Below are 24484 nucleotides of genomic sequence, written 5' to 3' on the forward strand. Positions count from 1 at the left end.
CCGGCCGTCATGCAGACATCACTGGATCATCTTTGCGCTGCTCCAGGTCTCGGCGCAGTGCTCAATTTCCGCTGGCACAGTCTTCTGCAATTTGGCCAACCGGTCTCCTGCCACCAAAGCGCGTAGGCGAGTCTGTTGCGCCACGGCGGTGATGCGCTCCTGTCCACTGAGTTCGCCAAGACTTGTGGCTTGTGTTGCAGTAAACGGCATCAACCTCGCACTTGCAAAAACTGCGTCTACACTCGCTCTTGCTGGCCCAGAAGGATCGACGGCTGCCATAGGTTTTCGTTGGGTCCTTTGAAAACTTTCTTCGAGACAAGGAGCAGTCATGACTACCCCAGACACACTTGTGCAAAGACAAATCAGTCTTACGCATGCTTTCGTGGTCAATAATGCAGCGCTGTATTCACAGTCCTGGCAAAACATCAAGAACCCCAGGCCGGACCAGGTTAAAGACAATATTCTTTCGCGTCTCAATGGCTCGAAGGTAGGCGGCGGCTATGCCGTAGCCTGGGGCCCCGCGCTGGTAATGGATGGCGAGTATGCAGCGCACATCACCGCGGTGCTGATTGGCGGGAGAAGCGGGAACGACGTCGTCGTAGTGACGAGTGGGACACTCAAGGATTCCTTGAAGGATCAGGTGGACGATCTCGATATTTTTCCAATGGTGTCATTGCAGAGCATTATCCCGGGTTACCAGGGTTCGGCGCGCATTGCGCAGGGAACGTCGGATGGTGTGAGCGCGATACTGAACAAAGCCTCTGCTATCGGTTCTCAGGGCACACTGTGCGATTTTCTTGGGAAGCTACAAAGTGGAACGAGCATTCGTTTGGTGGGACATAGCCTCGGCGGTGCGCTCATGTCAGTGGTAGCGCTTTATCTGAAAGACAAATTTCCGGGCTTTAATTTCTTCTGTGAAACCTTTGCTGCGCCCACGGCGGGGGATGGTTATTTCGCCAGTTATTTCAATAAACAAATGGCCGGTAATGCGCTGCGCATTTACAACACCCTGGATGTCATTCCGATGGCGTGGTGCGCAACTTCTCTCGATTACTCCTTGACTCTTTATGATAATAATCCCGTTGATGAAAACACGAGAAAAATGGTCTGTTCTGCCATAGACAAGGTTGTTGATAACAATCTGAACTATACGCAATGGGGAATGGGCAGCGCAAACATGGAACTGCGGCTCTGTGGGAAGCCTCAATCCGACTGCACAAGCTATGATTCTCAATCCGGTTATCAACACATTTATGAGTACATGACACTGCTGGGCCTGCAGCCCACTGATATACCGATGCCTCCGTTCGGCAGCTAGTAGGGCACTCTCGCCGTCCAGATGTTGAGTTGCGGTTGCCGAGGGTTCCTTGGGGAAGTCGACGCAACTGCAATTCGTACATCAGCAAGTGCTGTGCCCGTAATAGTACTCAGGCAGACGCGATGTGGTGGGTGAGTTCATCTTTGCCAGGAACCGCAGTTTTTCGCGCTCATCGATCGGCTATTCAATCCCTGGAAGCCTCTATGACCAACCCGAATGCCATAAAGACTTACATCGGCTGCTATTACCTCACCATAATCGTCAATTATGGGGGGATAGGTTCCAATACCTGGTTCGCATACCGTAACGGTAATTCACTGGCCTGCGAATTATTGGACGATGACACCGAGAAAGACGCTACCTTGTTCGCCTTCTATCTGGGAGATACATTCACGCCCGACAACGCTATCAATCAGGACACCCACCGCTGGCTCCAGGTTCAATCGGTCCGTGACGGGGTTTGGTTGGACTGTGGAAGCCCGATGTCGGGCGGTGACTGTCACGATTTCGATGTCGCGCTCACCTCTCCAGACACACCAGCGACGCTCGCTCTGACGATCCATGATCCGTATGGCATTCCTCCGGCAGATAATGCCATCTGGATGGAGCTCATTCGAGGTCGGTCGGTTATATCCGTGCTCGATATCGATATCATCGCCAATACGGTCACTTGGAAAGATGTTGAGCTCGCCCTCATTTCTGCCAACCCATCCGTGCCTGTCATTACACAACAGTTGCTCCCCGGAGCGTCGGAGCTGAACAAGCAATCGTACGACAAGGCCGATTTCTGGTATCTGTTCCTGCACAACGTGGATTTCTCCGGTACTCGAGTGACGAACTGCAATCTGAGCAATGTCACTTTCTCGGGTATTGCGAATTTCTCGGGCACAGTGCTTGATGGCAGTAACCTGAGAGGTTGCACGTTGGACGGCGCGAACTTTCGCAATGCATCACTCAAGAACGCCGATTTCAGCGGTGCCAGTTTGAAAGAGTGCGACTTCACGGGGGCGGTGCTCGATAACTGCAACTTCGAAAGTGCAGACCTGGGAAGCGCCGACCTGTCCCTGGCGACCCTCTCGGACCTTACCAAGCCCATCCGCATCACCCGACACGTCAATAAACGCACCATTTTTTCGAATGCCCGGGTAAACAAGGTCCTTACGCACGCGCTCGACAGCGAGGATGATGACATCTACATCTGGAGTTACGCACAGATGGACGGTGTCAAGTTCATGATTGAAGACCCCGACCATCCAGGCACCGCGATCCTCGATGGGACGCTCGATAATCTGATCGCACAATATGCGGTTCTGACCGGCGTGCAGTTTGGCGCTGTGGACTCTCCAAGTATCAGCGCCGCGGACTTTTCCTATGCACAGCTCGGGGGCGCCAACCTCGTGAACGCGGACCTGTCATACACCAAGTTCGACCATGCCACCTTCTCGACGCCAGATGGCAAGCACCGCTGTAATCTGAGTGGGGCGTACCTGCTCGATGCCTCATTCAGCAACGCGGACCTGTCGTTTGCCATGATGCCGCTCTGCTATTTGTACGGTAACTCAGCGACCTTGGTTGGCGCGACCATCACCCAGGTGGACTTCGCGGGCGCGTACCTGGTTGCGACTAATTTCTCGGGGCTGGGAGGACAGAACGCCGCAGGTGTCACCTTCGACGGAGCGTGCCTCATCAACGCTCGATTCACCGGCGTCGATCTGTCGACTATCGATGATCAACGAGCATGCTCGTTTGCGAACGCGTGCCTTCAAGGTGTCGATTTTTCAGGTGCGAATACGGTTGGGGTGAATTTCATCGGAGCGGCCGTCAGCACGGACGAAGGTACATTGACCGTCCATGGTGGTCGGGAAGATATGACTCCGATTACCTATAACGTCACACGGATGCCAAAGGACACCACCGGTGCGACGTGCCCGAATGGCCAGACAGGGCCTTGCACCGGCACCATGTGGCACGCCAACGACGCTCCGATGAATACTTGGAATTACGGCGACCACAACTGACCGGGAGACACGGCACATCCCGCACGACATACGCACCCAAGTACCGTCAACACAGGGAAAGAACCATGAATCAAAGGAGTGATGGATCGGCTAACCGCCGCGCGGACAAACTGCCTGGGCCGACCGAGACGCGCACGCTGCACTTCAACCTCAAGCACTGCAAGGACCTGGACGATGTGGTCCTGCACGCAAATTTGAGGGAGTATCGGCTCGAACGTCACACGCCGCAGACCCTCTCACGGTCCAGCCAGGACACACCCTTCCTGGCGCTGCTCCCGCAAGAGCACGTCACGCATTACATCGAGGATCTTCCCGTGCCCTCGAAGCGTCCGGCATTGATCACCGTGTCCACGGCGACAACTATCGATAAATCGATCCGCAACACCATCGCTATGTACCTGCATGTCCCCAAGGCAGGCCGGGTGGCAGCGCGGGAAGAAATGAAGAAGCGCGGCAAGGATATATTGGCCACGTCATATGCCAAGCTCGCCAGGTACGGCGTCACCTCGGAGCATCTTGAACCACTGATCCTGGAGGGTGATTTTCCGGATAAGGTGGACAGTTACGTCGAGGCCATGGAGGCCGCGGTCGCCGTGCTTTTCCATCACCCGAGCTTGCTGAATCTCAGTGGCGATAATGGTGGTGCTATTCCTGCCTATATCAAGGAAAGTTGCATCAAGATCGCAATCGCGAATGACGGGAATACCCTGGTACATGCCATCGAGGGGGCCGGTGATGCGTGGCAGAAAAAAGTACCGCTGCTCGACTGGGATAACAAGCAGGTGTACGACGGCAACAAGCCGCTCTATACGTCCAGGCTCCACCAGAGCGTGAGATTGGCCGTATCGAGCACGCTGCCGCTGGCGATCCAGCTATCCCGCCAGGAAGAGTACCTTCGCGGCGCGCTGTGGAAGGTACTCGATGGCGTTGTGTCGAGTGAATATCAGGGCACGGCGGGCTCCCATTCAGTGCGCCGGCATGACCAGGACTCCCAGTGGAAACTGAAAAACCTCACCCCGGGCCTGGGCGTTGTGGTCGATCCTGCCAGCGTGAAGTACGACGGCACCAACATGTCCGTGACGGTGGAGAATCAGTGGCTCAGGCACCTGGGGGCCTACATCGAGTTCCTGGATGCCCGTGGCACTCCCGTCGCGTCGCCGGACTCGTGGCCGGCGGCTTCTATCCCCAGCGTATTCAGCGGCACTGCCACAACGAAGTACCTCGACCGGGTCGGGCCGATTGATGAGATCGCCGGCATTCCCATTGATGTCACCGACATGACGCTGACGTTCCCCGTGCCGGAGGCGGCCAACGCGGTGAACATCCATCTGGCGGGTCTCGGTGTTTTCGGTCCAGGGCGTACCGACCAGCATATCTGTATTCTAGGGATCTTCATGACGGCGACCTTCGAGTATGCGATCCCGGTTATCGCGCTCGTCGTCGGGGCCGCAGTGATGAACACCGAGTTCGTCACCAACCTGCTGAAGGATCAAGCGGTCTACGTTGGCATCCTGGGCGTCCTGGCGACGATCGACGCCACGATTATCGACTACGCATTGACAGGCGGAGTCAAGGAGGTGCTCCTCAAGCTGGCCAACATCATCGGGCCCTTGTTATGGAAGACGGGCCTGAAGGCGATGTTGCTGGAGTTTATCGCGCAGGGGGCGTTGGAGGAGGCGATTCCGTTCGTGGACATTGCGCTGGAAGCAGTCAATGCAGCGATCACCGCAGCGCAGCTTTGCCAGACGACGTTTGAGGTGCTGGAGGCAGCACCGATCTACACCTCAACAGTGACGAGGACGATCGATCTGGATATCACCGTCGCCCCGGATTCGCAGTTCCATTACTTCCCGATGCAGGCGACGCATTACGTGGTCACCGTGTCGTACGACAGCCAGGTGACGGTACCCACCAAGACGTTTTCGCTGTCGGAGGGGACGAACAACCAGTCCATCCCGGTCAGCTTCAAGGGCATCCCGGGAGGAGGGCAACTGAAGGTGACCGCAATCTTCTATGCCGACAATGGATGGGTTGCAGGTCGAGGGGCGACTGACTGGACACCTGCGCTGGGCACGGACGGCAGCACGCTGGTGATACCGAACCTGGAGATCAAGAACAGCCTGCCTCCGCTTACTAAAAGCTCGGTCTACGAGCATCTGGAGAAACTGGCCTACGAGGGCGGTGCGCACATTTGGAACAGGGGGGCATCACCTCCAACGGCCACGGCGACCACCGGATCTGATCTCATCAGCCTGACGAGCATTACCCTGGCGCAGGGCCCCGCGTCGATCGGGTACGCATGGCAGGCCACCCATCTGAACATTCCGGAAAACCTGGCGACAAACCCGCGGTCGGTCGACGCCATGTACACGGTGCAGAACGTATCACTCCTTGCCCCACCGGAGCAGGCCTGCCAGCCGCTCGACGTCGGCTATAACGACAAGTCGGGCATCAGCTACGATCTGGTAAGCCCGTCGGATGGCTCGGGGAGAAACTTTTTCCTCGACAGCTACCCGGTTGCAACCAGCAGCGATTATGACGCACCGTCGTACGTTCATCTTCGCAAGGTCACGCTGAGTTACGACAACGGGTCAAAATGCGCGCCCCTTCATGCTGGGGCGGGACAGAGTTATGGTCGGTTCCTCGCGGGTATCCCGCTGGATGATTTCGTTCTGCACCCGCAAGGCTACGTGTTTGCCATCAGTACCGGGCGAAGCAAATTGCTCCGATGCGAATTGTCGAATACACCTGTCGCCGATAGCGAAGCCCCCGACGCTTGCCTGCTTTCCGGCAAGGGTACCCGGGAAGGGCTGGTGTCGGAACCGGTAGCGATCGCTATAGGCCTGGACGGAGTCGTGATGGTGCTCGAATCCGGTAACGCACGGGTGCAGGCGTTCGACATCCATGGAAATCCGGTCAAGTACTTCAAGGGCAAGTCCTCGTCGGCGCTGGTGCTGAACGCTCGTGAGCATTCGACTTTCCTCGACCTGGACGTGGAAGCCAAGGGGTATGTCTATGTACTTTCTTATACCGGCGATGGCGGCTCGTCGGATGACTACTACATGGACATCTACACGCCGGAGGGCGACCTTCTGGTATCAACGCAGAGTGTTGCATCCGGCAAGCTCGCCGTGAGTCTGGACCGGAACGTATACGCCCTCAACTATGAGCTGATCCATGGTGCGGATGGGAGACCTGAGCCATCGATCAGCCATTGGATGCCGCCGGCGCCAACGGCGTAGGCGCCGCTTACCCTTTAGACGTATCGGATAAAAAATGCGTTTATCGCCAGATGCCCCCGTCCTACGGGGCGCGTCTGGGGGGTAAAGGCTCAACTTTACGGCAAAGCTGCCATCGGCTCGGACGATGGGGCGCAGCGAAGTATTCGCGGTGCAGGCAGGCGTCCTCCCAGCCTGGATCCAGGCGGTGTCCAGCACATGCAGCATCAACTCATTGGAGCTGACTGTGCGTGAGAAGCCCCGGGACTTGGCTCCAGGTGATGTCGAATCGCGCCAGAAATTTTCGGATTCGATCGGAATCATTACTCGATGCCTTGGCTGATCGGCTCTGTGAAAAGAGTTTGCGACCGGCATCCGCCTGGCTTGCCGCTGTGCTGCATACCTTCAGGACCGATTCCAGTTGAAGGCGATCAAACAGGTCGATCTCAAGGCCGGCTTTTGCCAAGTGCTCGGACAATGGGTCCAAGGCGGTCGGTATCCGCCAGTCCAGGCGCAGTCGTTCCAGCTCGTCCTCCACCAGCGTCATGTCGATGCGGCCGCTGTCGGCCAGTGTGGCCATGCGAGTGATCGACGCCGAGAGTTGCCGGAAGTTGCCTGGCCAGGCGGCATCCCTGGCGGTGGCGAAGGCCAGGTATCGACGCCGGGCTTCGGTGTTGAAGCGAACCATGTGGCCGTTATCCCGGGCATGGCGCTGCAATTCGAAATCGATGTTTGGCTCGATGTCCTCGCTCCGATTGGCCAGTCCGGGCAGCACAAAAGTCCAGATGTTGATCCTGGCCAGCAGGTCTTCGCGGAACAGACCTTCAACAACGCGCGCGTGCAGGTCCCGATTGGTGCCCGCGATCAGCGTGAAGTCAGACTCGACCTCCTTGTCGGAGCCCATCGGCAAGAACTTCTTTTCCTCGATCGCTTTCAGGAGCATCGCTTGCTCGTCGAGTGGTAGTTCTCCGATCTCGTCGAGGAACAGGACGCCCTTGTGGGCCGAGCGCAGCAAGCCGTCGCGCGCCTGTTGGGCGCCAGTGAAGGCGCCTTTCGTATGGCCGAACAACGTCGACATGGCGGTATCGCCGCGCAACGTGGCGCAGTTCGCCTCGACGAACGGACCTTCGACCTGATGACGACCCCGTTTCAGCTCGTAGATCTGCCGCGCGAGAAAGGACTTGCCCGCCCCGGTAGGGCCGCTGATCAGGATCGGTGCCCGGGATCGCACGGCGACCCGTTCGAGCTGTTCTATCGTCCGGTTGAACGCCGCGTTGCGGGTCGCAATACCGGACTTGAGCAGTTCGGTGCCTTCCAGGCGCTCGGCTTGGAATCGCTTGGCGATCTGGTCGTAGCGCTGGAGATCGAGGTCGGTGATGACGTGTTTGCCAGACGGGCCCGTATCAGCATCCCGCAAGCCAGTTGGCTGCGTCTGGATCAGCCTGGCAGGGATGTGCCGGGACTCGGCCAGCAGGAACCAGACGATCTGCTGGACATGGGTGCCCGTCGTGATGTGAACGAGATAATCCTCATCCTCCGTATCAAACCGGTAGTCAGCCGCGAAGTCATGCAGTGCGGCGTAGACCTCTTCGAAGTCCCAGGGGTTTCGCATCGCCATGGTATGCAGGCGAACCTCGGTCTCCGGCGAGACTTGGGCGATATCAGCCGCTATTTTCAGAGCGAGATCGATGTCCCAGCGCGCTTCACCGTGAATCAGCTCCAGGCGATCGATCACCAGGTCGGGCTGCTGGCACAGCGAGAGGGTAGGGCGCCATTTGTTCCAGCGCTGCTCCCCCTTGCCGACGCGGTCGAGCTTTGATCCAAGAATCCCGATGGCGACTGTCTTTTTGTCCTGCATTGCTGAATATCTCAAAAGATAGAGAACGATAATTGAGTATAGTTTTGAGGCCTGTCAGTGAACAGTGCCGACCTGTGAGGACTAACGGCATTACGATTAAAGTCCTTGAATATCAATTGGATAGTAAAAATATGATCCGCCAGCCGTAGAATTGGCATGCCGCTCGCTATAGAGCTCCCAAACAGAAATCACAGGAGCGAAAAAACAATGACCACTCAAACCTTCGAGCTGCTTGAAGTCGAAAACGGCAAGCCCATCAAGATGTGGACCCGAGGCGTCCCGGTTGAGCCCGAGGCTAGGCAGCAATTAATGAACACCGCGCAGATGCCGTTCGTGTTCAGGCACATGGCGGTCATGCCCGACGTTCATTTGGGAAAGGGCTCGACGATCGGGAGCGTGATTCCCACCAAGGGCGCGGTCATCCCCGCTGCTGTCGGGGTCGATCTCGGTTGCGGGATGTCGGCGGTCCGCACCTCGCTGCGCGCCAGCGATCTTCCTGACCATCTGTTCGGCCTGCGTTCTGCAATCGAGAAGGCTGTGCCGCACGGACGCACCTCGGGACGTAGCGGCCGGGACAAAGGGGCCTGGGACAGCGCACCGGCGATTGTCGACCAGGCCTGGTCAGCCCTCGAGGGGCGTTTCAACCTCATTACCCAGAAGCACCCGAGCCTTGAAAAGTCCAACAACCACAAACACCTCGGGACGCTGGGAACCGGTAACCATTTCGTCGAGGTGTGCCTGGACGAAGCCGACCATGTGTGGGTGATGTTGCATACCGGTTCCCGTGGCGTAGGCAACGCGATCGGTTCGTATTTTATCGAGAAGGCCCGTGAGGAAATGCGCAGGCACATGGTGAACCTGCCCGACCGGGACCTGGCCTACCTGCGGGAAGGAACGTCCAGCTTCGATGACTACGTCGAGGCTGTCGAGTGGGCCCAGGATTTCGCCAAGCAGAACCGCGCGGTCATGATGTTGGCGGTGCTGGATGCCGTACGATCGGTCATCACCAAGCCCTTTGAGTCGCAGCTGATCGCCGTCGACTGTCACCACAACTACGTGGAGCGAGGGACTTACTTCGGGGAGGATATCCTTCTCACCCGTAAAGGCGCCGTCTCTGCGCAGAAGGGTCAGATGGGGATTATTCCCGGGTCGATGGGCGCAAAGAGTTTCATCGTCCGGGGCCTGGGTAACGAGGAAGCCTTTTGCAGTTGTTCACACGGTGCGGGTCGTGTGATGAGCCGTACCAAGGCCAAGGCCATGTTTACGGTCGAGGACCAGGTGCGGGCGACTGCTCATGTCGAGTGCCGCAAGGATGCGGCGGTCATCGACGAGATCCCGATGGCCTACAAGGACATTGATGCGGTCATGGCGGCCCAGCACGATCTGGTTGAAGTGGTCCATACCCTGCGCCAAGTCGTCTGCGTGAAGGGGTGAGTGGATGGGCCAGGATCTGATTCTCATCGACGGCACCGAGGGAGGAGGGCAAGTGCTGCGTACTGCCCTCAGCCTCTCCATGATCACCGGCCAGGCGTTCCGGATGACAGGAATACGCGGCAAGCGCTCCCGGCCCGGCCTGTTGCGACAACACCTCACCGCAGTACGAGCAGCGGCTGAGATCTGCGGCGCCAAAGTCCTGGGAGCGGAACTCAATTCGACCGCTATCGGATTCCGTCCCGGGGCCGTAAAGGCCGGCGAGTATTCGTTCGCGATCGGCACGGCGGGCAGCACGATACTGGTTCGGCGCTTTCGACCAATTGCTTGACGATGTCGATGCCCTCAGGGGCTTTCAGATTGAGCGCAAGGGACTTCTTGTTTCGCGATTGCAAGTACCACCACAGCGACGTGCCTTCGTGCATCTTTCGCCATTTGCGTAGGGGGTCACCATGACCCATCGATTCGATCTTGATCACCTCCGCACCAAACTCACCGAGCAGGCGTGCTGCAAACGGCGCGGCGATTAAGGTACCGATTTCAATGACGCGAAGGCCGTTAAGGGCAGTCATGGGGATGTAGCCTCGTGTTCTTGGAATTTGATCCAAGCCTAAGAGAGGCCAACCACTCGCTACCAACCGTAAATTTGGAACGAGTCTTCGCGAAATACGAAGACCGCGATTCAGAGCCCTTGAAGATGCCTGTACAACAGCTTGCTAACCGGCGAAAGTGCGTCCTCGTTCCGGATCACCAGCAGCATGCTGCGAATGGCCCAGTCATCTTCCAGCGCCACCGCCTTCAGGCCCAGAGACCGGCCAATAAGCTCGAAAGCCTTTCGCGGCAGCACTCCGATGCCCAGGTCAGCCTGCACCATCCGGCACACTGCGTCGAACCCCGGCACGTGAATGCGAAGCCGCAGCGCTTTTGCGCAGCTGCGCGCGGCCGCGTGGGTGCGCAGATTGATGAAGCTGTCGGCGTGCAGGCCGACGTGATCGAAGTCGAGCGTCTCGGCAAAGGCGATCCGTTCTTTTACTGCCAAACGGTGTTCCGGGCGCATGACCACGACCAACTCATCCTGGCGGTACGGCACCGCGTGAAGCCCTTTGACTTCTGTATCCGCGGAGCAGATCCCGATATCGGCCACCCCATCCAGAATACCCTTCACCACCCCCGCACCAGGCGAGCCGCCAACTTAGGTGGGTCGATCACCAGGAATGCAATTGCAAAGCGCAAGTCGGGAATGGCCCGATAATCGGCTTCCAGCATGCTTCGATAGCCGTGCAACCCTAATGGTTTCGCGTTGTGAACCACATCCGGGTGCACAAAATGGCCCAGGTTTGCCCAGTCCTGTGCATTCAGGCAGGCGATGTAGTCGCTATAAAGATCGGCAAGGTTCGGGCTCATGGGGCTGGTTCTCCTCCTCATGTCTGTTCTTGCCTTTGCGATCCTAGGTCCTACTGTGATGTCTCATCAAGGCAGTGAGCAGAGTAGAAAGTCAGCGGTGTAGGTGAGTGGTCATCGCGTTGCTGAACGACCATGGCGGAGCGTCCGGCGGACACGGGGTCGCCGACGCAAAGGCGCCAATGCTGACTTTCAATGGGGTTGAACGGCGACATGCACGAAGAACATCAGCGTGAAGACCACGAAAATAATATTGAAGGCGTAACGGAAACTGGTGCCGGTGAAAACGAGCATTTCGGCACTCTTATCGAGCATTTCGGCACAGTAGCCACTCTTCGTTCAACCTAGAATCGAGCTTCACCTAAGACTCAGATGGAGCCGCGATGAACATCAGATCAGTCCTGCCTGCACTTTCCATGGCGGTAGCATTCAGTGGATATGCCGCCGACTTCTCACTCACCAGCCAGGATATTGCCGACAACCGTCCGCTGACCAAACGCGAAGTGTTCCAAGGCTTCGGTTGCGAAGGTGGCAACACTTCTCCCGAGCTTTCCTGGGCAAACGCTCCCGCAGGTACTAAAAGCTATGCGATCACGGTCTATGATCCCGATGCACCGACCGGTAGCGGTTGGTGGCATTGGACGGTGGTTAACCTGCCGACTTCCACCAATAGCTTGCCAAGAGGAGTGGGGGCGAACCTGCCTGCCGGTGCAGTACAAGGGCGAACCGATTTTGGCCAGCCGGGATTTGGCGGGGCTTGCCCACCTGTAGGTGATAAACCCCATCGATATCAATTCACCGTATGGGCGTTGAAAGTGGATAAGCTACCACTCGACAGTGAGGCCAGCGGTGCCTTGGTAGGGTACATGCTCAATGCCAACGCCCTTGCCAAAGCGACCATTACTTCAACTTACGGACGTTAAGAGCGATGCGCCCTTGTGACGGCATACAGCACCGGGAAAACATTATCGATGCGTGTGTCATACGGGCGCGACAGCCATTGACCCTGCCAAGGGTGCCGGTGTTCGTGACCACCTTGTGTCGAGTGCGACAAGGGGAGAAGCTGTTGCAATGGGATGATCGGGAGATGCGTGCCGGGCCGCAACATCTGATCCTGATGCCGGCCGGCCGCGAGCTGGGTATCTCGAACTTCCCCGGACTTCACGGTCACTACGTCGCCGATGCGGTAACCTTTCCCGTCTCGACATTGCGTAACTTCAGCACCCGATATAGCCAGCAGATCATGAGCCGTCATGGTGAACTGAAGACTGATCTATGCGTCCCTCTGGACAGGCACACAACACAGGCATGGGATCAATTGTTGGCCTCTATCCATGCGAACTCCCCGGACGCATTACGCGCGCTCTACGGGGAAGCGGTTCTTCTGAGTCTGTGCCTGGGTGGCCAGGTCGGACCTCTGCTGATGGGGCGCAACGATCCAATTCGCGAACGTGTGCAGCAGATCGTCATGGGCAGTCCGGAGAAAGACTGGACAGTTGCGACCATTGCACAACGCCTGAACCTGGGTGAGTCGACGTTGCGCCGCCAACTGGCGAATGAGGGGGACAGTTTCAGGAATATCCTGGAGAGTGTTCGACTGGCGACGGCGTTGCAAGGGTTGCAAACAACGTCTCGCCCTATCGGGGAAATTGCTGCGGCCTGCGGTTACGCCTCGGCTTCACGTTTTGCGGTGCGCTTTCGCTCACACTATGGTCTGTCGCCACGTGAATTGCGGGCAGGGATTTAGGAGCCGTCATGCAGACATCACTGGACCATTTAGTCGTCGTGGCGCCTACGTTGGAGGCGGGTGAGCGCTTTGTGAGTCAACGATTGGGTGTGGAGCTTCAACAAGGCGGCTGTCATTCGCTTATGGGAACCCACAACAAGCTGCTGCGACTGGGGACGAGTTTCTATCTGGAAGTGATCGCTATCAACCCGGCGGCCCCGCCTGTAGGGCGGCCTCGCTGGTTCGCCCTGGACGGGTTACCAGACAACGCGTCTCCTCGGCTGGCCCATTGGGTTGCTGGAACCGACAGCCTGAAATCGCTTGGCTCGATGTTCGCGGAAGTCGTCGGCCAGGTACAGCCGATGAGCCGAGGTGAGTTGTGCTGGGATATTACGATTTTGGCGGACGGTGGATTGCCTTTGGGGGGAGCCGCCCCCAGCCTGATTCAATGGGGACAGCCGGCGCACCCTGCAGCGATGCTTGAAGATAAAGGTTGCTCATTGCAGAGGCTCGATATTTTCCATCCTGCGCCAGAGAGGATCAGCCACCTGCTTGATGCCATGAATTTTTCCGGGCCAGTTCGGCTTCATCGATGCGATAGCATTGAAATGTCACGCTTGGTTTCCTGTATCGAAACACCAGCGGGGCTCAGGAATTTATAGGGTGTCGCGTCCTGAATAAGGTTTACACCTTCTGATCTGCAGGAGGAAATGATCGCGCGAATGGAAGAGGTTTCGACCGGTGGCTGCGTGGCTTGATATCCCCGTCCCTCACCAAACCCTGGTTCACATTCATCAAGGCATTGAAGAATTGGGACGGGTCTACCAACCGGGGTTGCCATCAACAGCACGCACCGGCTCGGCCCTGTAGCCGCTATGAAACCCGGTCGAGTCGACGCCAGACGTGCCCAAGCCACAGCCGCTCGTTGCGTCGCCCGGCCATCGGGACGGCCGCCGCACTGACTCTCAGTCCATGCTGAATGCCCGCGCTCCGGCAGCTGTGTCCAGCGCTTCCCTGAGCAGCTTGATCTTCCCGCCCTCTGCGATGAGCAAGCCTGCATAGGTTTGCCGATAGACCTTGCCCGTGCCGACGACCAGCGCCTCGACGGAGTATTCGCCGAAGACCTTGTCGGGCGTGTCGATCCAAACCTTGAAATCCTTGAACCGGAAGTCCGGAATCTTCACAAGCAGGTCGGCGACCAGTTGCTCAATGGCGGCAGGTCCCTGTGCGTGCACATGAACAGTCGGTATTTCCAGCGCGCCGTCTTCGGCAAACAAGGCCGCGGCTGACGTCGGCGCCTGGATGTTGTCTTGATAGGCTTGAAGCAATTGGAGAGCAGTTTTCATAGTGTCCTCTGGGGGGCTGGATCTCTGGTGTGGATTCGTCAGTCTTGCCCGGTATCGCTGTCTATGGGTGATCGAGGCTGGCGATGGATGAGAGCTTAGAGAGTTCACTTCGGTGAATAAATGTGCAAAAAGCTATTTGTTAATTCATGATGATGAATAATTCTCGCCCATATTTCCTAGACACCCCGGCCCCTTTTTAATCATGGATCAATTGCTTGCCTTACGCGTTTTCATCCGTATAGCCGAGTCAGGCGCGTTCTCAAAAGCCGCGGATTCGATGAACATTCCGCGCCCGACCGTTACCAAACTGATGCAAGACCTGGAGCGTCACCTCGGCACGAAGCTGCTACACCGAACGACGCGACGCGTCAGCGTGACTTCGGAGGGGGCGGCTTACTACGAGCGTGCGACGCGGCTTATCGGTGACCTTGATGACATGGACGAGAGTATGGTGCGTGCACAGGCCCAGCCGCGTGGCCGCATCCGCGTCGATATCGGGTCGGTGCTGGCGAACATGATCCTGATTCCGGCGCTTCCAAGTTTCCGCGCGCTATATCCCGAGCTCCATATCGACCTCGGTGTCAGTGACCGGCCAATCGATCTGATCGGCGAGGGTGTCGATTGCGTCATTCGCGGCGGAGAGTTGGCCGACACCTCACTTGTCGCGCGACGACTCGCAGACCTGGACTGGGTCACCTGTGCGAGTCCGTCGTATCTTGCCGTACACGGTGTTCCCATCCATCCTTCCGAGTTGATGCACCCTGGGCCAGCGGCAAAGAAGACGACTGGCGGGCCGGGACATGCAATCCTGGGCTACTTCTCATCACTCACCGGGAGGCCCTTCCCATTGGAGTTCTGCAAGGCAGCCGAGCAGGTTCTGGTCCAGGGGCAGGTGGTGGTCGGGGTCAACGACAGCTCCGCGTATTTGAGCACGCTGCTCAGTGGAGTGGGCCTTGGTCAGGCGTTCAGGTTCATGGTCGCCCCGCATCTTGATAGCGGAAAACTGTGCACCGTGCTCGACGATTGGAGTCGGCCGCGACATCGATTGAGCGTGATTTATCCGAGCAACAGGCATCTCAGCGCAAAGGTTCGGCTGTTCGTCGAATGGGTGGTGCATGTGTTTGCTCCGTTTGACGCCCGATAAATGCTGCCTGGACGCAGCCGAGTTCGCCCGCCAGCGTTTCAATGCCCACCCAAGACTGTCTCTCAGGTATCAATCGTCTTGGCAAGATGTGCCATCAGCCACTGACGGAAGCGGTTGACGCTTTGTCTGTTCTGGGCCCGGCCTTGGGGTTCCAGCAGGCAGAACTGCGCATCGGTGCGTAATATTGCTTGTGTCGGCCGCATCAGGTTGCCGGTCTGCAAGTGGTTACTCAGCAGGCCCGACCAAGCCAGGGCGATCCCCTGGCCCGCCAGCGCTGACTGGATCAGCATGGCGTAGCTGTTGATATTGATGCGGCGCCTGGGTTCTGGCGCCGGGTAGCCGAGGCGTTGAAACCATTCTCTCCAGCCAATCCAGTCCCGGTGCTGATCTTCCAGCCACAACCAGGTGCATCCCCCCAACTGTTCCAAGGTCTCGATCCCTGGGTGCTGCGCCAGATAGGTGGGGCTGCATACCGGGAAAATCTCTTCGTTGAACAGCGGTGTGACTTTCATGTTTTTCGGCGGCGTGCTGCAGTAATAAAGCGCCAGGTCACAGTCCAGCCGGGAAAAATCGCTGACTTGATCCGTCGCGATGATGCGTAGGTCAATCTCTTCATTCTGGCGCTGGAACTCCGATACAAGCGGCAGCAGCCACAACGACGCCATTGCCGTGCTGGTGACCACAGTGACTTGCTGGGCACCTTGCCAGTGACGTACGCCCGCCGTGGCTTGAGCGATTTGCTGCAAGGTGTCGCGCACACTTTCGTAATACTGGCTGCCGGTGGCGGTGAGGTTGATTTCCCGGGTTGTGCGGGTGAACAGCGCCGCGCCCAGGTAATCTTCGAGCAATCGTACCTGGCGGCTGATGGCGCCTTGTGTGACGTTCAGTTCGCGAGCCGCCACGGTGAAGCTCAAATGGCGGGCTGCGGACTCGAACGCCACCAGACTGTTGAGCGGCGGCAAAGGTTGCAGTTTCATCAGGCTGGTCACTGTTCTATAGGTGTTGGGAGCACAGATATTGTGCAGAAGCCCGTGTGCAGTGACTATCTAATTAGTGAGGCAAGTCTAGAGATCGAGGACCAGGTCAGAAGTGGGCTTGCTGCAGCACAGTAAACGCAGGCCTTTGTCGATTTCCCGCTGCCTGATACCGCCGTTGTGATTCATCTCGACCGTACCTTGTACCAAGGCGGTCTTGCAGGTACCACAGACGCCCTGGCTGCAGGAAGAGGGCACAATGGCACCGGCTTTCTTTGCGGCAGACAGCACCGTCTGGTTGCCCGGCATGCTGAAGGTCTTGCCCGAGCGAGCCAGGGTCACCGTGAATACCGCTTGCGGGTCGAGCGAAGTGGCCTGCTCGATCAATGGTTCTTCATTCAGTACGGCAATGTCGAAACTTTCCTGATGATAGTGGGCGAAATCGAACGCCGCTTCCCTGAGCAGCGATTTGACCGCTTCCATGTAACCCTGGGGGCCGCAGGTAAAGATTTCCCGTTCCTTGTAGTCCGGTACCAGTTGGCTCAACAACGGTAAATCGAGTCGGCCTATGGGTTGCTGCCATTGCGCTGTTTCGCCAAGTCCTTCGCAAATGCTGATCACTCGAAGTCCCGGCATGGCGGATTGCATGCGCGTCAGCTCCGCGTGGAAGATGATGTCGATCGGCGTACGGGCGCTGTGCACAAAGACGATATCGAGGTTGGCGGCCATGTCATAGGCGGCCCGAGTCATCGACATCAAGGGGGTCACGCCGGAGCCGGCCGACAGGTACAACAATTTACCTGCCGGATGGCCGATCGGCGTAAAGCTGCCGACGGGGCCGGACGCTTTCAGGCTATCACCTGGCTTGAGGTTGTCATGTAGCCAGTTCGACACCACGCCCCCCGGCACGCGCTTGACGGTGATGGAAAACGCAAAGGGCCGGGTCGGAGAGGACGACAGGGTGTAGCAACGGGCGGTGGTCTGCCCGCCAATGACCGGCGAGATCGTGATGAATTGACCGGGCTCGAAGCTCAGGGCGCTGAAGTCCGCACAACGAAAAATGAAGGTCTTGACGTCATGGGTTTCCTGGCGCACAGCGCAGCAGTGCAGGGTTTTCTGTTCTCCGCTGTGCCACTGCGCGCCAAACGTGCCCCAGGTGGTCGGGTCGGTAAAGTGCTGGGCTACGCCGACGTCTGCAGGGCGCGTCAGTTCTTCGTAAGTCGTCATGTTCATTCCTCACACGCCATGGGCGGCCAGACGCGCCGCGTACCAGCGAGAGAACTGGTCGACATAGGTTTCGGTAAAGGCCGAGAACGGTCCAGGCGTGTAGGATGGGTCCTGGGTGCCGCTGTGGGTAATACCAACGAGATTGGCGTCTTGCAGGTTGGTTGCGACCCAGACTTCAGTCAGCTTATCCACTTGATAATCGACGCCTTCGACCGCATCGGCATGGACCAGCCATTTAGTCCGGACCAGGGTTTTATCGGGTGCCAGCGGGATGATGTAGGAGACGACAGCGTGGTCGCTCATGACATGGGTCCACGAGTTATGTGTCCAAAGATGCATGTCGCCCAAGTCGCGGCGGGTGAGGTCTCCGAAGAGACGAGTGCATGCTACGCGGGTGTCCAGGGTCTGGGATTCGCCATTGCCGGCAATGGCCAGTCGCTGCGAGCGAAATTGGGTCACGGCGTCTTCGCCCAGGTGTTCGACGGCATCGCAGATATAGCCTTCGCTTTCCCAGTTGGCCTTAGTGTCTGCATTGCGTTGGTGATACTCCGCCAGCGCTTGAAGAGAATCCTCCCCCAGGCCGTCGGTACAGAATCCGAAATCTTCGGGCAGGAAAGAAGCAGTCAACTCCGGGTGAGTGGCAGCGCAGTGATAACACTCGCGGTTATTCTCGATGACCAGTTTCCAATTGCCGTTCTCGATGATTTCCGATTCGTAGGCGATCTTTGAGTGGGCAATGTCGTATTGGGCGAAACGCGGTGTCATGACCTGCTCAAGGTACATGATGTCTTCCGGTGGTTCGTCGCCCAGGCAGACGAAGACATGGGTGCCGATGACCCGGGTATGCACAGGTATCAGGCTTTTGCATTTGGAGTCGAAATCCTTGCCCATGTGCGCCGCATGTTTCAGGCTGCCATCCAGGTCGTAGCTCCATTGGTGGTAGGGGCAGACCAGCATGCCCACCGTCGACTTGCCAGCCTGCTTCAAGCGAGCCCCGCGGTGACGGCAGACATTGCGGAACGCCTGCACGTGCTCGTCATCGTCGCGCACCAGCAGGATGGAGGATTTGCCGATGTCGAGGGTGGAGACATCACCGGGTTCGGGAATGTCGCTGGTGACCCCCACCAGAATCCAATGTTTGGTGAAAAAGATATCGACGTCGGTTTCAAAAATATCCGGGCGACCAAATAAATCACCCGGCATGCCATGGCCGGGAGTGCGGTCGGTCAGAAGTTCACGATGGGTTTTCACGGCATTAATAGTCATTATGGGTCTCGCTCAAACTCAAAGTTGATCAGGCGGCAAGCACAGTTTGGAAAAGTGGAATAAGACCGTCAACGCGCTTTATTTTCACGCTCGCATAACTTTTCGTTATGCGTAAAAATTCTATTTAATCAGTGAGTTAAATAACTATCGTCGCGCAGCCAATCAATCAGCGCCTGGGTAATAGGCTCAACTTTTCGGCCGCTCGGAATAACCAGGTAATAGGCGTCCTTGGGCTTGACTCTATAGGGCGTAATTCTGATCAGCTCACCGCTATTGAGCCGGTGTGCGATCAGCCGACCCCATCCCAGTGCAATGCCATGGCCTTGTATGGCCGCCTGTATCGCGTCGTTATAGGAACTGCAGCGAAATGAGTAATTGAGCTTGGGGCGCATATCGCCGAGTTCCCGGCACCATCGGTTCCAGGTCATCCAGCCTTCCAGGGTTGGATCGGAGTCAATCAGCGCCGCGTCCAGAAAATCGGTGATGGATGAAGGGGGCGGATTGGCGGCGAGCCAGGCCGGCGAACAAACGGGAAACACTTCTTCATCGAACAGGAAAACCGAACTCCCACCCTCCCATTTCCCATCGCCAAAACGGATGGCCAGGTCAACGTCATCCCGGTATGTACTGGGTGAGACCTGGTGTGTCATCAAACGTAACTTCAACTTCGGTTGCAGGGTGCGTAGCGCGGTCAATCTGGGGAGTATTCTCAAGTGAGAAAACGCCTCGGTGCAGGCGATGGTGATCTCCTGTTCACCAATGCCCTCGGCAATTTTGTCGAAGACGCTGGCCATGCGATGAATGGACTCTGCGACGACCAGATGCAGTACATAGCCTTCGTGAGTCAGCTTGATCGACCGATGAAGGCGATGGAACAGCTTGGTTTCCAGGGCGTCCTCCAACAAGCGGATCTGTTTGCTGACGGCGGCCTGCGTCACGCCCAGCTCTTGGGCGGCCAGGGTGAAGCTGGTCAGCCGTGCCACGGCTTCGAATTCCAGCAAGGCCGTCATCGACGGTATCAACCGTCGGTAACCCTTGACCTTCTTATCGATATCGCTGGGTTGCATAGGTGTGTTCCAACGCCGTGCCAGGTGACTCACGCCACCGAAGATTCCCGTTCGGGTTCCGTAGGAACAGGTCGGGACATTTTGTGCCCCAGCAATGCCCGATACAGTTCACTGTCACCCAATATGCCCAAGATGACGCCAGCCTCGTCCTGCACAATCAGGGGGTGGCCGGTTTCGTAGCGAATCTGCAGCGCGTCGCGCATGGTGGTGGCGCAGGGGACGCACGTCGGTTGTCGAGCCAAGGTCTCGATTGCCTTGGTCGGATTCCAGGGTTGGACGTGTGCGGTGGTGGCGCCTTTTCGAACGCTGGTCAAATGACGCTGCGCACTCAGCGCCATCCACAGGTTCTGAGCCGTATCCAGGCAGTATTCGTCGCGGGCGAAAACGCATTGGTCCAGCGGTGTCATCAAGCTCTTCGCGCACAGCACATTCAACGGGTTGGTGTGGGCGACGAAGTTGCGCACATAGTCGTCGGCCGGGTTCAGCACGATTTCTTCGGGCTTGCTGTACTGGATGATCTTGCCGTCTTTCATGATGGCGATGCGTGTGCCCAGCTTCAGGGCTTCGTCCAGGTCATGGCTGACGAACACGATGGTCTTGTGCAGCTTGCGTTGCAGATCGAGCAATTCGTCCTGTAAGCCTTGGCGGATCAGCGGGTCGAGGGCCGAGAACGGTTCGTCCATCAGCAGGATGTCGGCGTCCATAGCCAGTGCACGGGCCAGGCCAACCCGCTGCTGCATGCCGCCGGACAGTTCGTTGGGCTTCTTGTTGCGCCACTGGGTCAGGCCCACCAGCTCAAGCTTCTCATCCACCAGCTTGCGCCGCTCCTTTTCCGGACGGCCCTGCATTTCCAGGCCGAAGCTGATGTTTTCGCGAACCGTCAGCCAGGGCATCAAGGCGAACTTCTGGAACACCATGGCGATGCGCTGGGTGCGCATCATTTTCAGCTCGGCGGGGGAGCAGGAAGCGATGTCGATCTGCCGGCCTTCGTGCTCCACGAAAAGCTTGCCGCGACTCACGGTGTTCAGGCCGTTGATGCAACGCAGCAGACTGGATTTGCCGGAGCCGGACAGGCCCATCAATACACAGATTTCGCCTTTGTTGATCTCCAGGTTGGCCTTTTCCACGCCGACGATCAGGCCGGTTTTCTGCAGAATTTCCGGACGTGAAAAGCCTTGGTCAAGCAAATCCAGGGCAGGCTTCGGGCGAGCGGAGAAGATCACGTCGACGTCTTCAAAACGGATGATGCTCATACGTCACCTCTTTTCGCGGTCTCGCGTTGCTTGCAGATGCGGTCGAGCGTGATCGCCAGCAGCACGATCGCCAGGCCCGCTTCGAAACCCATCGAGATATCGGCGGTGTTCAACGCATTGACCACGGGTTTGCCAAGCCCGTCGGCCCCCACCAAGGCGGCGATCACGACCATGGAAAGTGACAGCATGATGCATTGGGTAATTCCGGCGGCGATGCTGGGCATGGCGTGGGGCAGTTCGATGCGCATCAACAATTGGCGGCGCGAGCAGCCAAAGGCCTTGCCAGCATCCATCAGTTCTTCGGGAACATCACTGATGCCCAGATACGTCAGGCGAATAGGTGCGGCGATTGCAAATACCACTGTGGAGATCAGGCCCGGGACCACGCCCAGGCCGAAGAGGGTCAGGGTGGGAATGAGGTAAACGAAGGTCGGTACGGTCTGCATCAGGTCGAGGACCGGCCGCAAGGTCGCGTAGAACCAGGGTCGATGTGCCGCGACGATGCCTAGCGGTACACCGATGACCACGCAGACGAGTGTGGCGAAGGTGACTTGGGCGAGAGTCTCCAGGGTCTCTTGCCAATAACCGAGGTTGAATATCAGCAGGAAGGCGAGGGTGATGAACAGGGTGAGGCTCACCTTGCGCTGAATGTAATAGGCCAGCAGGGCAAATACAGCGATCAACGCCAAGGGGTTGAACCAAAGGAGCACACCGCTGAATGCGGTGATGACACCCGACAGCGACAGCGAGATGGCATCGAAAATACCTGCGCCGTGCTGAGTCAACCATTCGACATACCGGGCGATGTGTTCGCCCAGGGGAAGCTTCTCTTGTGTTATCCACATATCACTAATCCGACTGATAGAAAGAAATCGCACGCCAGCAACCGTCCGGGCAGCGCTTCGCGCGCCGGGTTAGCAGGCGCACAAAGCGACTGCGCAGGGCGTCGCTTCAGCAGTTATCGAAGTTTGGGCAGGGGATAAGTAACAGAAGTAGCGTGAGGCAATGCCAGTCGCCCCGGTATTCTTTGGCCGGACGTCGAAAGGCTTTCAAAGGTGTGCGCTGCAAGATTCATGATGGCGGCTCGTTGTTGTTTTGGTATGGAGTCCGTTGCCTGTGGGGTATGGTCAGTCAGGTGTCTTTTACCGACAAACCATTTTATGTCCGCGTCTCATGAGTTTTTATCATTAATGACTTCATTCACTCTCGAGCCGAAAAAGTCAACTAAATGTACTTGGGTGTACATTGGAGGGGCATCCGAGTACATTCGCGTTACGCATTATTAAGAAGGTGAGCAGAATGCCCCAGGTAGGGAAGGCACGTGGCAAGGCCCAGGACGCAGGCTGGCGGGGGTCGACGGAGGGCTGGCTGGAAGCGGCCTACGAGGCCTTGAAGGAGTCGGGCATCGATGCCGTTCGTGTCATGCCGCTGGCCAAGCGCCTGGGTTTGTCACGCACCAGCTTCTATTGGTTTTTCGAGGATCGCGAACAGCTGTTGGCCGCCTTGCTTTCCCGTTGGCGGGAGACCAACACGGGGGGCTTGATCCGGCAGTGCGAAAGCTATGCCGAAAGCATTTCCGAGGCGATCCTGAATGTGTTCGAGTGCTGGCTCAATCCGCAACTGTTCGACTCGCAATTCGAGTTTGCCGTGCGCAGTTGGGCGTTGCAGTCGGCTGAAGTGGCTCAAGAGGTCGCGACCGTGGACGAACAGCGGATGAGCGCCCTGGCAAACATGTTCAAGCGTTTTGGCTATGACAGTCAGGGTGCCGATACGCGCGCCCGGACGATCTACCTGACCCAGATCGGCTATATCAGCATGAACACCAGTGAGCTGATCACCACGCGTTTCCAGCGTATTCCTCATTACGTCAGCATTTTCACCGGCAAGGTCCCCAAGCAACGCGAGCTGGATCGCTTCTATGGGAAATTTGGCTACGCCGAGAAAGAGCCAGGGCTTTTCGTTCCCTTGGCGGACACTTTCGAAGAGGTCTCTGCAAAATGATCAGCGAAACGCTCGGTATCATCGGCGGAACAGGCTGGTTGGGTGGCGCGATTGCGAAAGCGCTCATGGCGAAGTCGCTGTTGCCGGCTGGCAATCTGATCATTTCCAATCGCACCGGCCGTCATCCGCTGGCACAACAAGGCGTTTGCCTGGTCACGGACAATCAGGCGCTGGTGACACGTAGCGACATGGTAATCATCGCGGTGCGCCCCGAGCATTTCGCCAGCCTGGACATTGACGCGACGGGCAAGACCGTCGTGTCCTTGATGGCTGGGGTTACGGCGCAGACGATTGCCGCACAAACCTCAGCGTCGGCAGTCGTGCGGGCGATGCCTAACGCGGCGGTTGAAATCGGGCAATCCTTTACCCCGTGGTTTTGCTGGGGGGAAGTGAACGCGGCCGCGAGGGAGCTGGTACAGCGGCTGTTCGAATCGGTAGGCACTGCAGCCGAGGTTCAGGAGGAGGGCTTCATCGACTACCTCTCGGCGCTCTCGGGTACCGGTCCGGCTTTTCCTGCGTTGCTGATGACCGCACTGGCCAATCAGGCGAAGGCTGCCGGCATTCCTTCCGATATCGCACAATTGGCTGCGAAGAACGTTGTGGTCAATGGCAGCCAGCTTTTGGAAAACCACGATGCGCAGGAGATGATCGAGGCCTTGGTCGCCTATCGAGGTGTCACGGCCGCGGCGTTGCAATCAATGATCGATAGTCGTTTCGAAGCGCACATCGGTAGGGCTCTGGAGGCCGGTGCTGCGGTTGCCCGCAAAGGGCTTCATGCCTGATAAACCGAAGCCCCCGGTCAAGGGGGCTTCGATAAGCGTCTTATTTACTCTGCCTTGAAGCAGTAGACCGCCAGCTTGTTCCCGTCCAGATCCCGAGCGTAGGCAGCATAGGCGTTTTCAGCCCAGCCACGCGTGCCTGGCAGGCCTTCGCAGACGCCGCCATTTGCCAGCGCCGCGGCGTGGACGGCGTGGACCGCAGCACGGCTCGGTGCCTCGAAGCTGACAGTACCGCCGTTACCGACAGTCGCCGGATTGCCGTTGGCCGGCTTGAGTACGAAGAACGAAGGCTTGTCGACGCCCCAGATGGAGCCATTCTCGCTGAGATCGGCGACGCGTTTGAGGCCGATTTCTTTCAGCGCTGCGTCATAGAACGCACGGGCTTTTGCCAGGTCATTGGTGCCGACGGTTACATGGGTAAAAACGGACATCGTTGCTTCCTTTTTGTGGGGGGGGA

20 protein-coding genes and 3 pseudogenes are annotated in these 24484 nt (G+C 57.8%); 11 read left to right on the forward strand and 12 right to left on the reverse strand.

The window, feature by feature from the left end; translation table 11 throughout:
* The first annotated feature begins 328 nt into the window (after positions 1-328).
* The 3 genes from QZH45_RS12465 to QZH45_RS12475 all read left to right on the forward strand — a co-directional run bounded on the left by QZH45_RS12465 (position 329) and on the right by QZH45_RS12475 (position 6578).
* On the forward strand, positions 329-1318 hold the full coding sequence (locus tag QZH45_RS12465) for a lipase family protein (protein ID WP_053193846.1): 990 nt from the start codon (positions 329-331) through the stop codon (positions 1316-1318).
* Between the two features lie 203 nt (positions 1319-1521).
* Positions 1522-3336: a pentapeptide repeat-containing protein gene (locus QZH45_RS12470; protein WP_055136014.1), complete on the forward strand. Its 1815-nt coding sequence runs from the start codon at positions 1522-1524 to the stop codon at positions 3334-3336.
* Between the two features lie 65 nt (positions 3337-3401).
* Positions 3402-6578, forward strand: coding sequence for a hypothetical protein (locus tag QZH45_RS12475; protein WP_055136013.1), 3177 nt, complete (start codon positions 3402-3404; stop codon positions 6576-6578).
* A gap of 208 nt (positions 6579-6786) precedes the next feature.
* On the opposite strand, the gene rtcR is transcribed toward QZH45_RS12475, so the two are convergent.
* Entirely contained in the window at positions 6787-8412 is a 1626-nt protein-coding gene (rtcR, locus tag QZH45_RS12480; RefSeq protein WP_053193840.1) for an RNA repair transcriptional activator RtcR, read from the reverse strand.
* A gap of 207 nt (positions 8413-8619) precedes the next feature.
* On the opposite strand from rtcR, the gene QZH45_RS12485 reads away from it, so the two are divergent.
* Positions 8620-9846 carry an RtcB family protein gene (locus QZH45_RS12485; protein ID WP_024776538.1) on the forward strand — a complete coding sequence of 409 codons (1227 nt, stop codon included), beginning with the start codon at positions 8620-8622 and terminating at the stop codon, positions 9844-9846.
* A 4-nt stretch (positions 9847-9850) separates the two neighbouring features.
* A pseudogene (locus tag QZH45_RS12490) lies at positions 9851-10150 on the forward strand (RNA 3'-terminal phosphate cyclase); the annotation flags it as partial.
* Here the strand turns inward: QZH45_RS12490 and QZH45_RS12495 are convergent.
* The 3 genes and pseudogenes from QZH45_RS12495 to QZH45_RS12505 form a co-directional block, all read right to left on the reverse strand.
* Positions 10149-10415, reverse strand: a pseudogene (locus tag QZH45_RS12495) (CoA transferase); the annotation flags it as partial. The pseudogenes QZH45_RS12490 and QZH45_RS12495 sit on opposite strands and share 2 nt — an antisense overlap.
* A 110-nt stretch (positions 10416-10525) precedes the next feature.
* Positions 10526-11023, reverse strand: a pseudogene (locus QZH45_RS12500) (LysR substrate-binding domain-containing protein); the annotation flags it as partial.
* Positions 11005-11268 carry an ester cyclase gene (locus QZH45_RS12505; protein WP_335719787.1) on the reverse strand — a complete coding sequence of 88 codons (264 nt, stop codon included), beginning with the start codon at positions 11266-11268 and terminating at the stop codon, positions 11005-11007. The gene QZH45_RS12505 and the pseudogene QZH45_RS12500, both read right to left, overlap by 19 nt.
* Positions 11269-11627: 359 nt before the next feature.
* Between QZH45_RS12505 and QZH45_RS12510 the strand changes: the two genes are divergently transcribed.
* Genes QZH45_RS12510 through QZH45_RS12520 form a run of 3 tightly spaced genes read left to right on the forward strand, consistent with a single transcriptional unit; the run spans position 11628 to position 13632 of the window.
* Positions 11628-12167, forward strand: coding sequence for a kinase inhibitor (locus QZH45_RS12510; RefSeq protein ID WP_069018530.1), 540 nt, complete (start codon positions 11628-11630; stop codon positions 12165-12167).
* A gap of 5 nt (positions 12168-12172) precedes the next feature.
* A complete protein-coding gene (locus QZH45_RS12515) occupies positions 12173-12991 on the forward strand; it encodes a helix-turn-helix transcriptional regulator (RefSeq protein WP_024776542.1) in 819 nt (272 codons plus the stop codon).
* Between the two features lie 8 nt (positions 12992-12999).
* A complete protein-coding gene (locus QZH45_RS12520; RefSeq protein ID WP_024776543.1) occupies positions 13000-13632 on the forward strand; it encodes a VOC family protein in 633 nt (210 codons plus the stop codon).
* 303 nt (positions 13633-13935) lie between these two features.
* Here the strand turns inward: QZH45_RS12520 and QZH45_RS12525 are convergent, their stop codons facing one another.
* Positions 13936-14316, reverse strand: coding sequence for a nuclear transport factor 2 family protein (locus tag QZH45_RS12525; RefSeq protein WP_053193833.1), 381 nt, complete (start codon positions 14314-14316; stop codon positions 13936-13938).
* Positions 14317-14518: 202 nt separating this feature from the next.
* On the opposite strand from QZH45_RS12525, the gene QZH45_RS12530 reads away from it, so the two are divergent.
* Complete coding sequence (locus QZH45_RS12530) at positions 14519-15460, forward strand: LysR substrate-binding domain-containing protein (RefSeq protein ID WP_024776545.1); 942 nt, start codon at positions 14519-14521, stop codon at positions 15458-15460.
* 62 nt (positions 15461-15522) lie between these two features.
* Here the strand turns inward: QZH45_RS12530 and QZH45_RS12535 are convergent, their stop codons facing one another.
* The 6 genes from QZH45_RS12535 to choW form a co-directional block, all read right to left on the reverse strand.
* Complete coding sequence (locus QZH45_RS12535; protein WP_024776546.1) at positions 15523-16437, reverse strand: LysR substrate-binding domain-containing protein; 915 nt, start codon at positions 16435-16437, stop codon at positions 15523-15525.
* A gap of 87 nt (positions 16438-16524) precedes the next feature.
* Positions 16525-17661, reverse strand: coding sequence for a hybrid-cluster NAD(P)-dependent oxidoreductase (locus tag QZH45_RS12540; RefSeq protein WP_055136015.1), 1137 nt, complete (start codon positions 17659-17661; stop codon positions 16525-16527).
* Between the two features lie 9 nt (positions 17662-17670).
* Positions 17671-18927, reverse strand: coding sequence for an aromatic ring-hydroxylating oxygenase subunit alpha (locus QZH45_RS12545; protein WP_055136012.1), 1257 nt, complete (start codon positions 18925-18927; stop codon positions 17671-17673).
* Between the two features lie 128 nt (positions 18928-19055).
* Entirely contained in the window at positions 19056-19994 is a 939-nt protein-coding gene (locus QZH45_RS12550; protein WP_024776549.1) for a LysR substrate-binding domain-containing protein, read from the reverse strand.
* Between the two features lie 29 nt (positions 19995-20023).
* Positions 20024-21247: a choline ABC transporter ATP-binding protein gene (choV, locus tag QZH45_RS12555; protein WP_053193827.1), complete on the reverse strand. Its 1224-nt coding sequence runs from the start codon at positions 21245-21247 to the stop codon at positions 20024-20026.
* Complete coding sequence (gene choW / locus QZH45_RS12560; RefSeq protein WP_024778817.1) at positions 21244-22092, reverse strand: choline ABC transporter permease subunit; 849 nt, start codon at positions 22090-22092, stop codon at positions 21244-21246. Before choW ends, choV begins: the two co-directional genes overlap by 4 nt.
* Positions 22093-22546: 454 nt before the next feature.
* On the opposite strand from choW, the gene QZH45_RS12565 reads away from it, so the two are divergent.
* Both QZH45_RS12565 and QZH45_RS12570 read left to right on the forward strand, forming a co-directional pair.
* The gene (locus tag QZH45_RS12565; RefSeq protein WP_024778816.1) at positions 22547-23248 is read left to right on the forward strand and encodes a TetR/AcrR family transcriptional regulator; all 702 of its coding nucleotides are present in this window, start codon (positions 22547-22549) and stop codon (positions 23246-23248) included.
* Positions 23245-24030: a pyrroline-5-carboxylate reductase family protein gene (locus QZH45_RS12570; protein WP_024778815.1), complete on the forward strand. Its 786-nt coding sequence runs from the start codon at positions 23245-23247 to the stop codon at positions 24028-24030. The genes QZH45_RS12565 and QZH45_RS12570 overlap by 4 nt, the downstream gene beginning before the upstream one ends.
* A gap of 44 nt (positions 24031-24074) precedes the next feature.
* On the opposite strand, the gene QZH45_RS12575 is transcribed toward QZH45_RS12570, so the two are convergent.
* Positions 24075-24458: a VOC family protein gene (locus tag QZH45_RS12575; protein WP_055135263.1), complete on the reverse strand. Its 384-nt coding sequence runs from the start codon at positions 24456-24458 to the stop codon at positions 24075-24077.
* Between the last annotated feature and the right edge of the window lie 26 nt (positions 24459-24484).

The organism is Pseudomonas corrugata (assembly GCF_050920615.1).
Classification (GTDB): domain Bacteria; phylum Pseudomonadota; class Gammaproteobacteria; order Pseudomonadales; family Pseudomonadaceae; genus Aquipseudomonas; species Aquipseudomonas corrugata.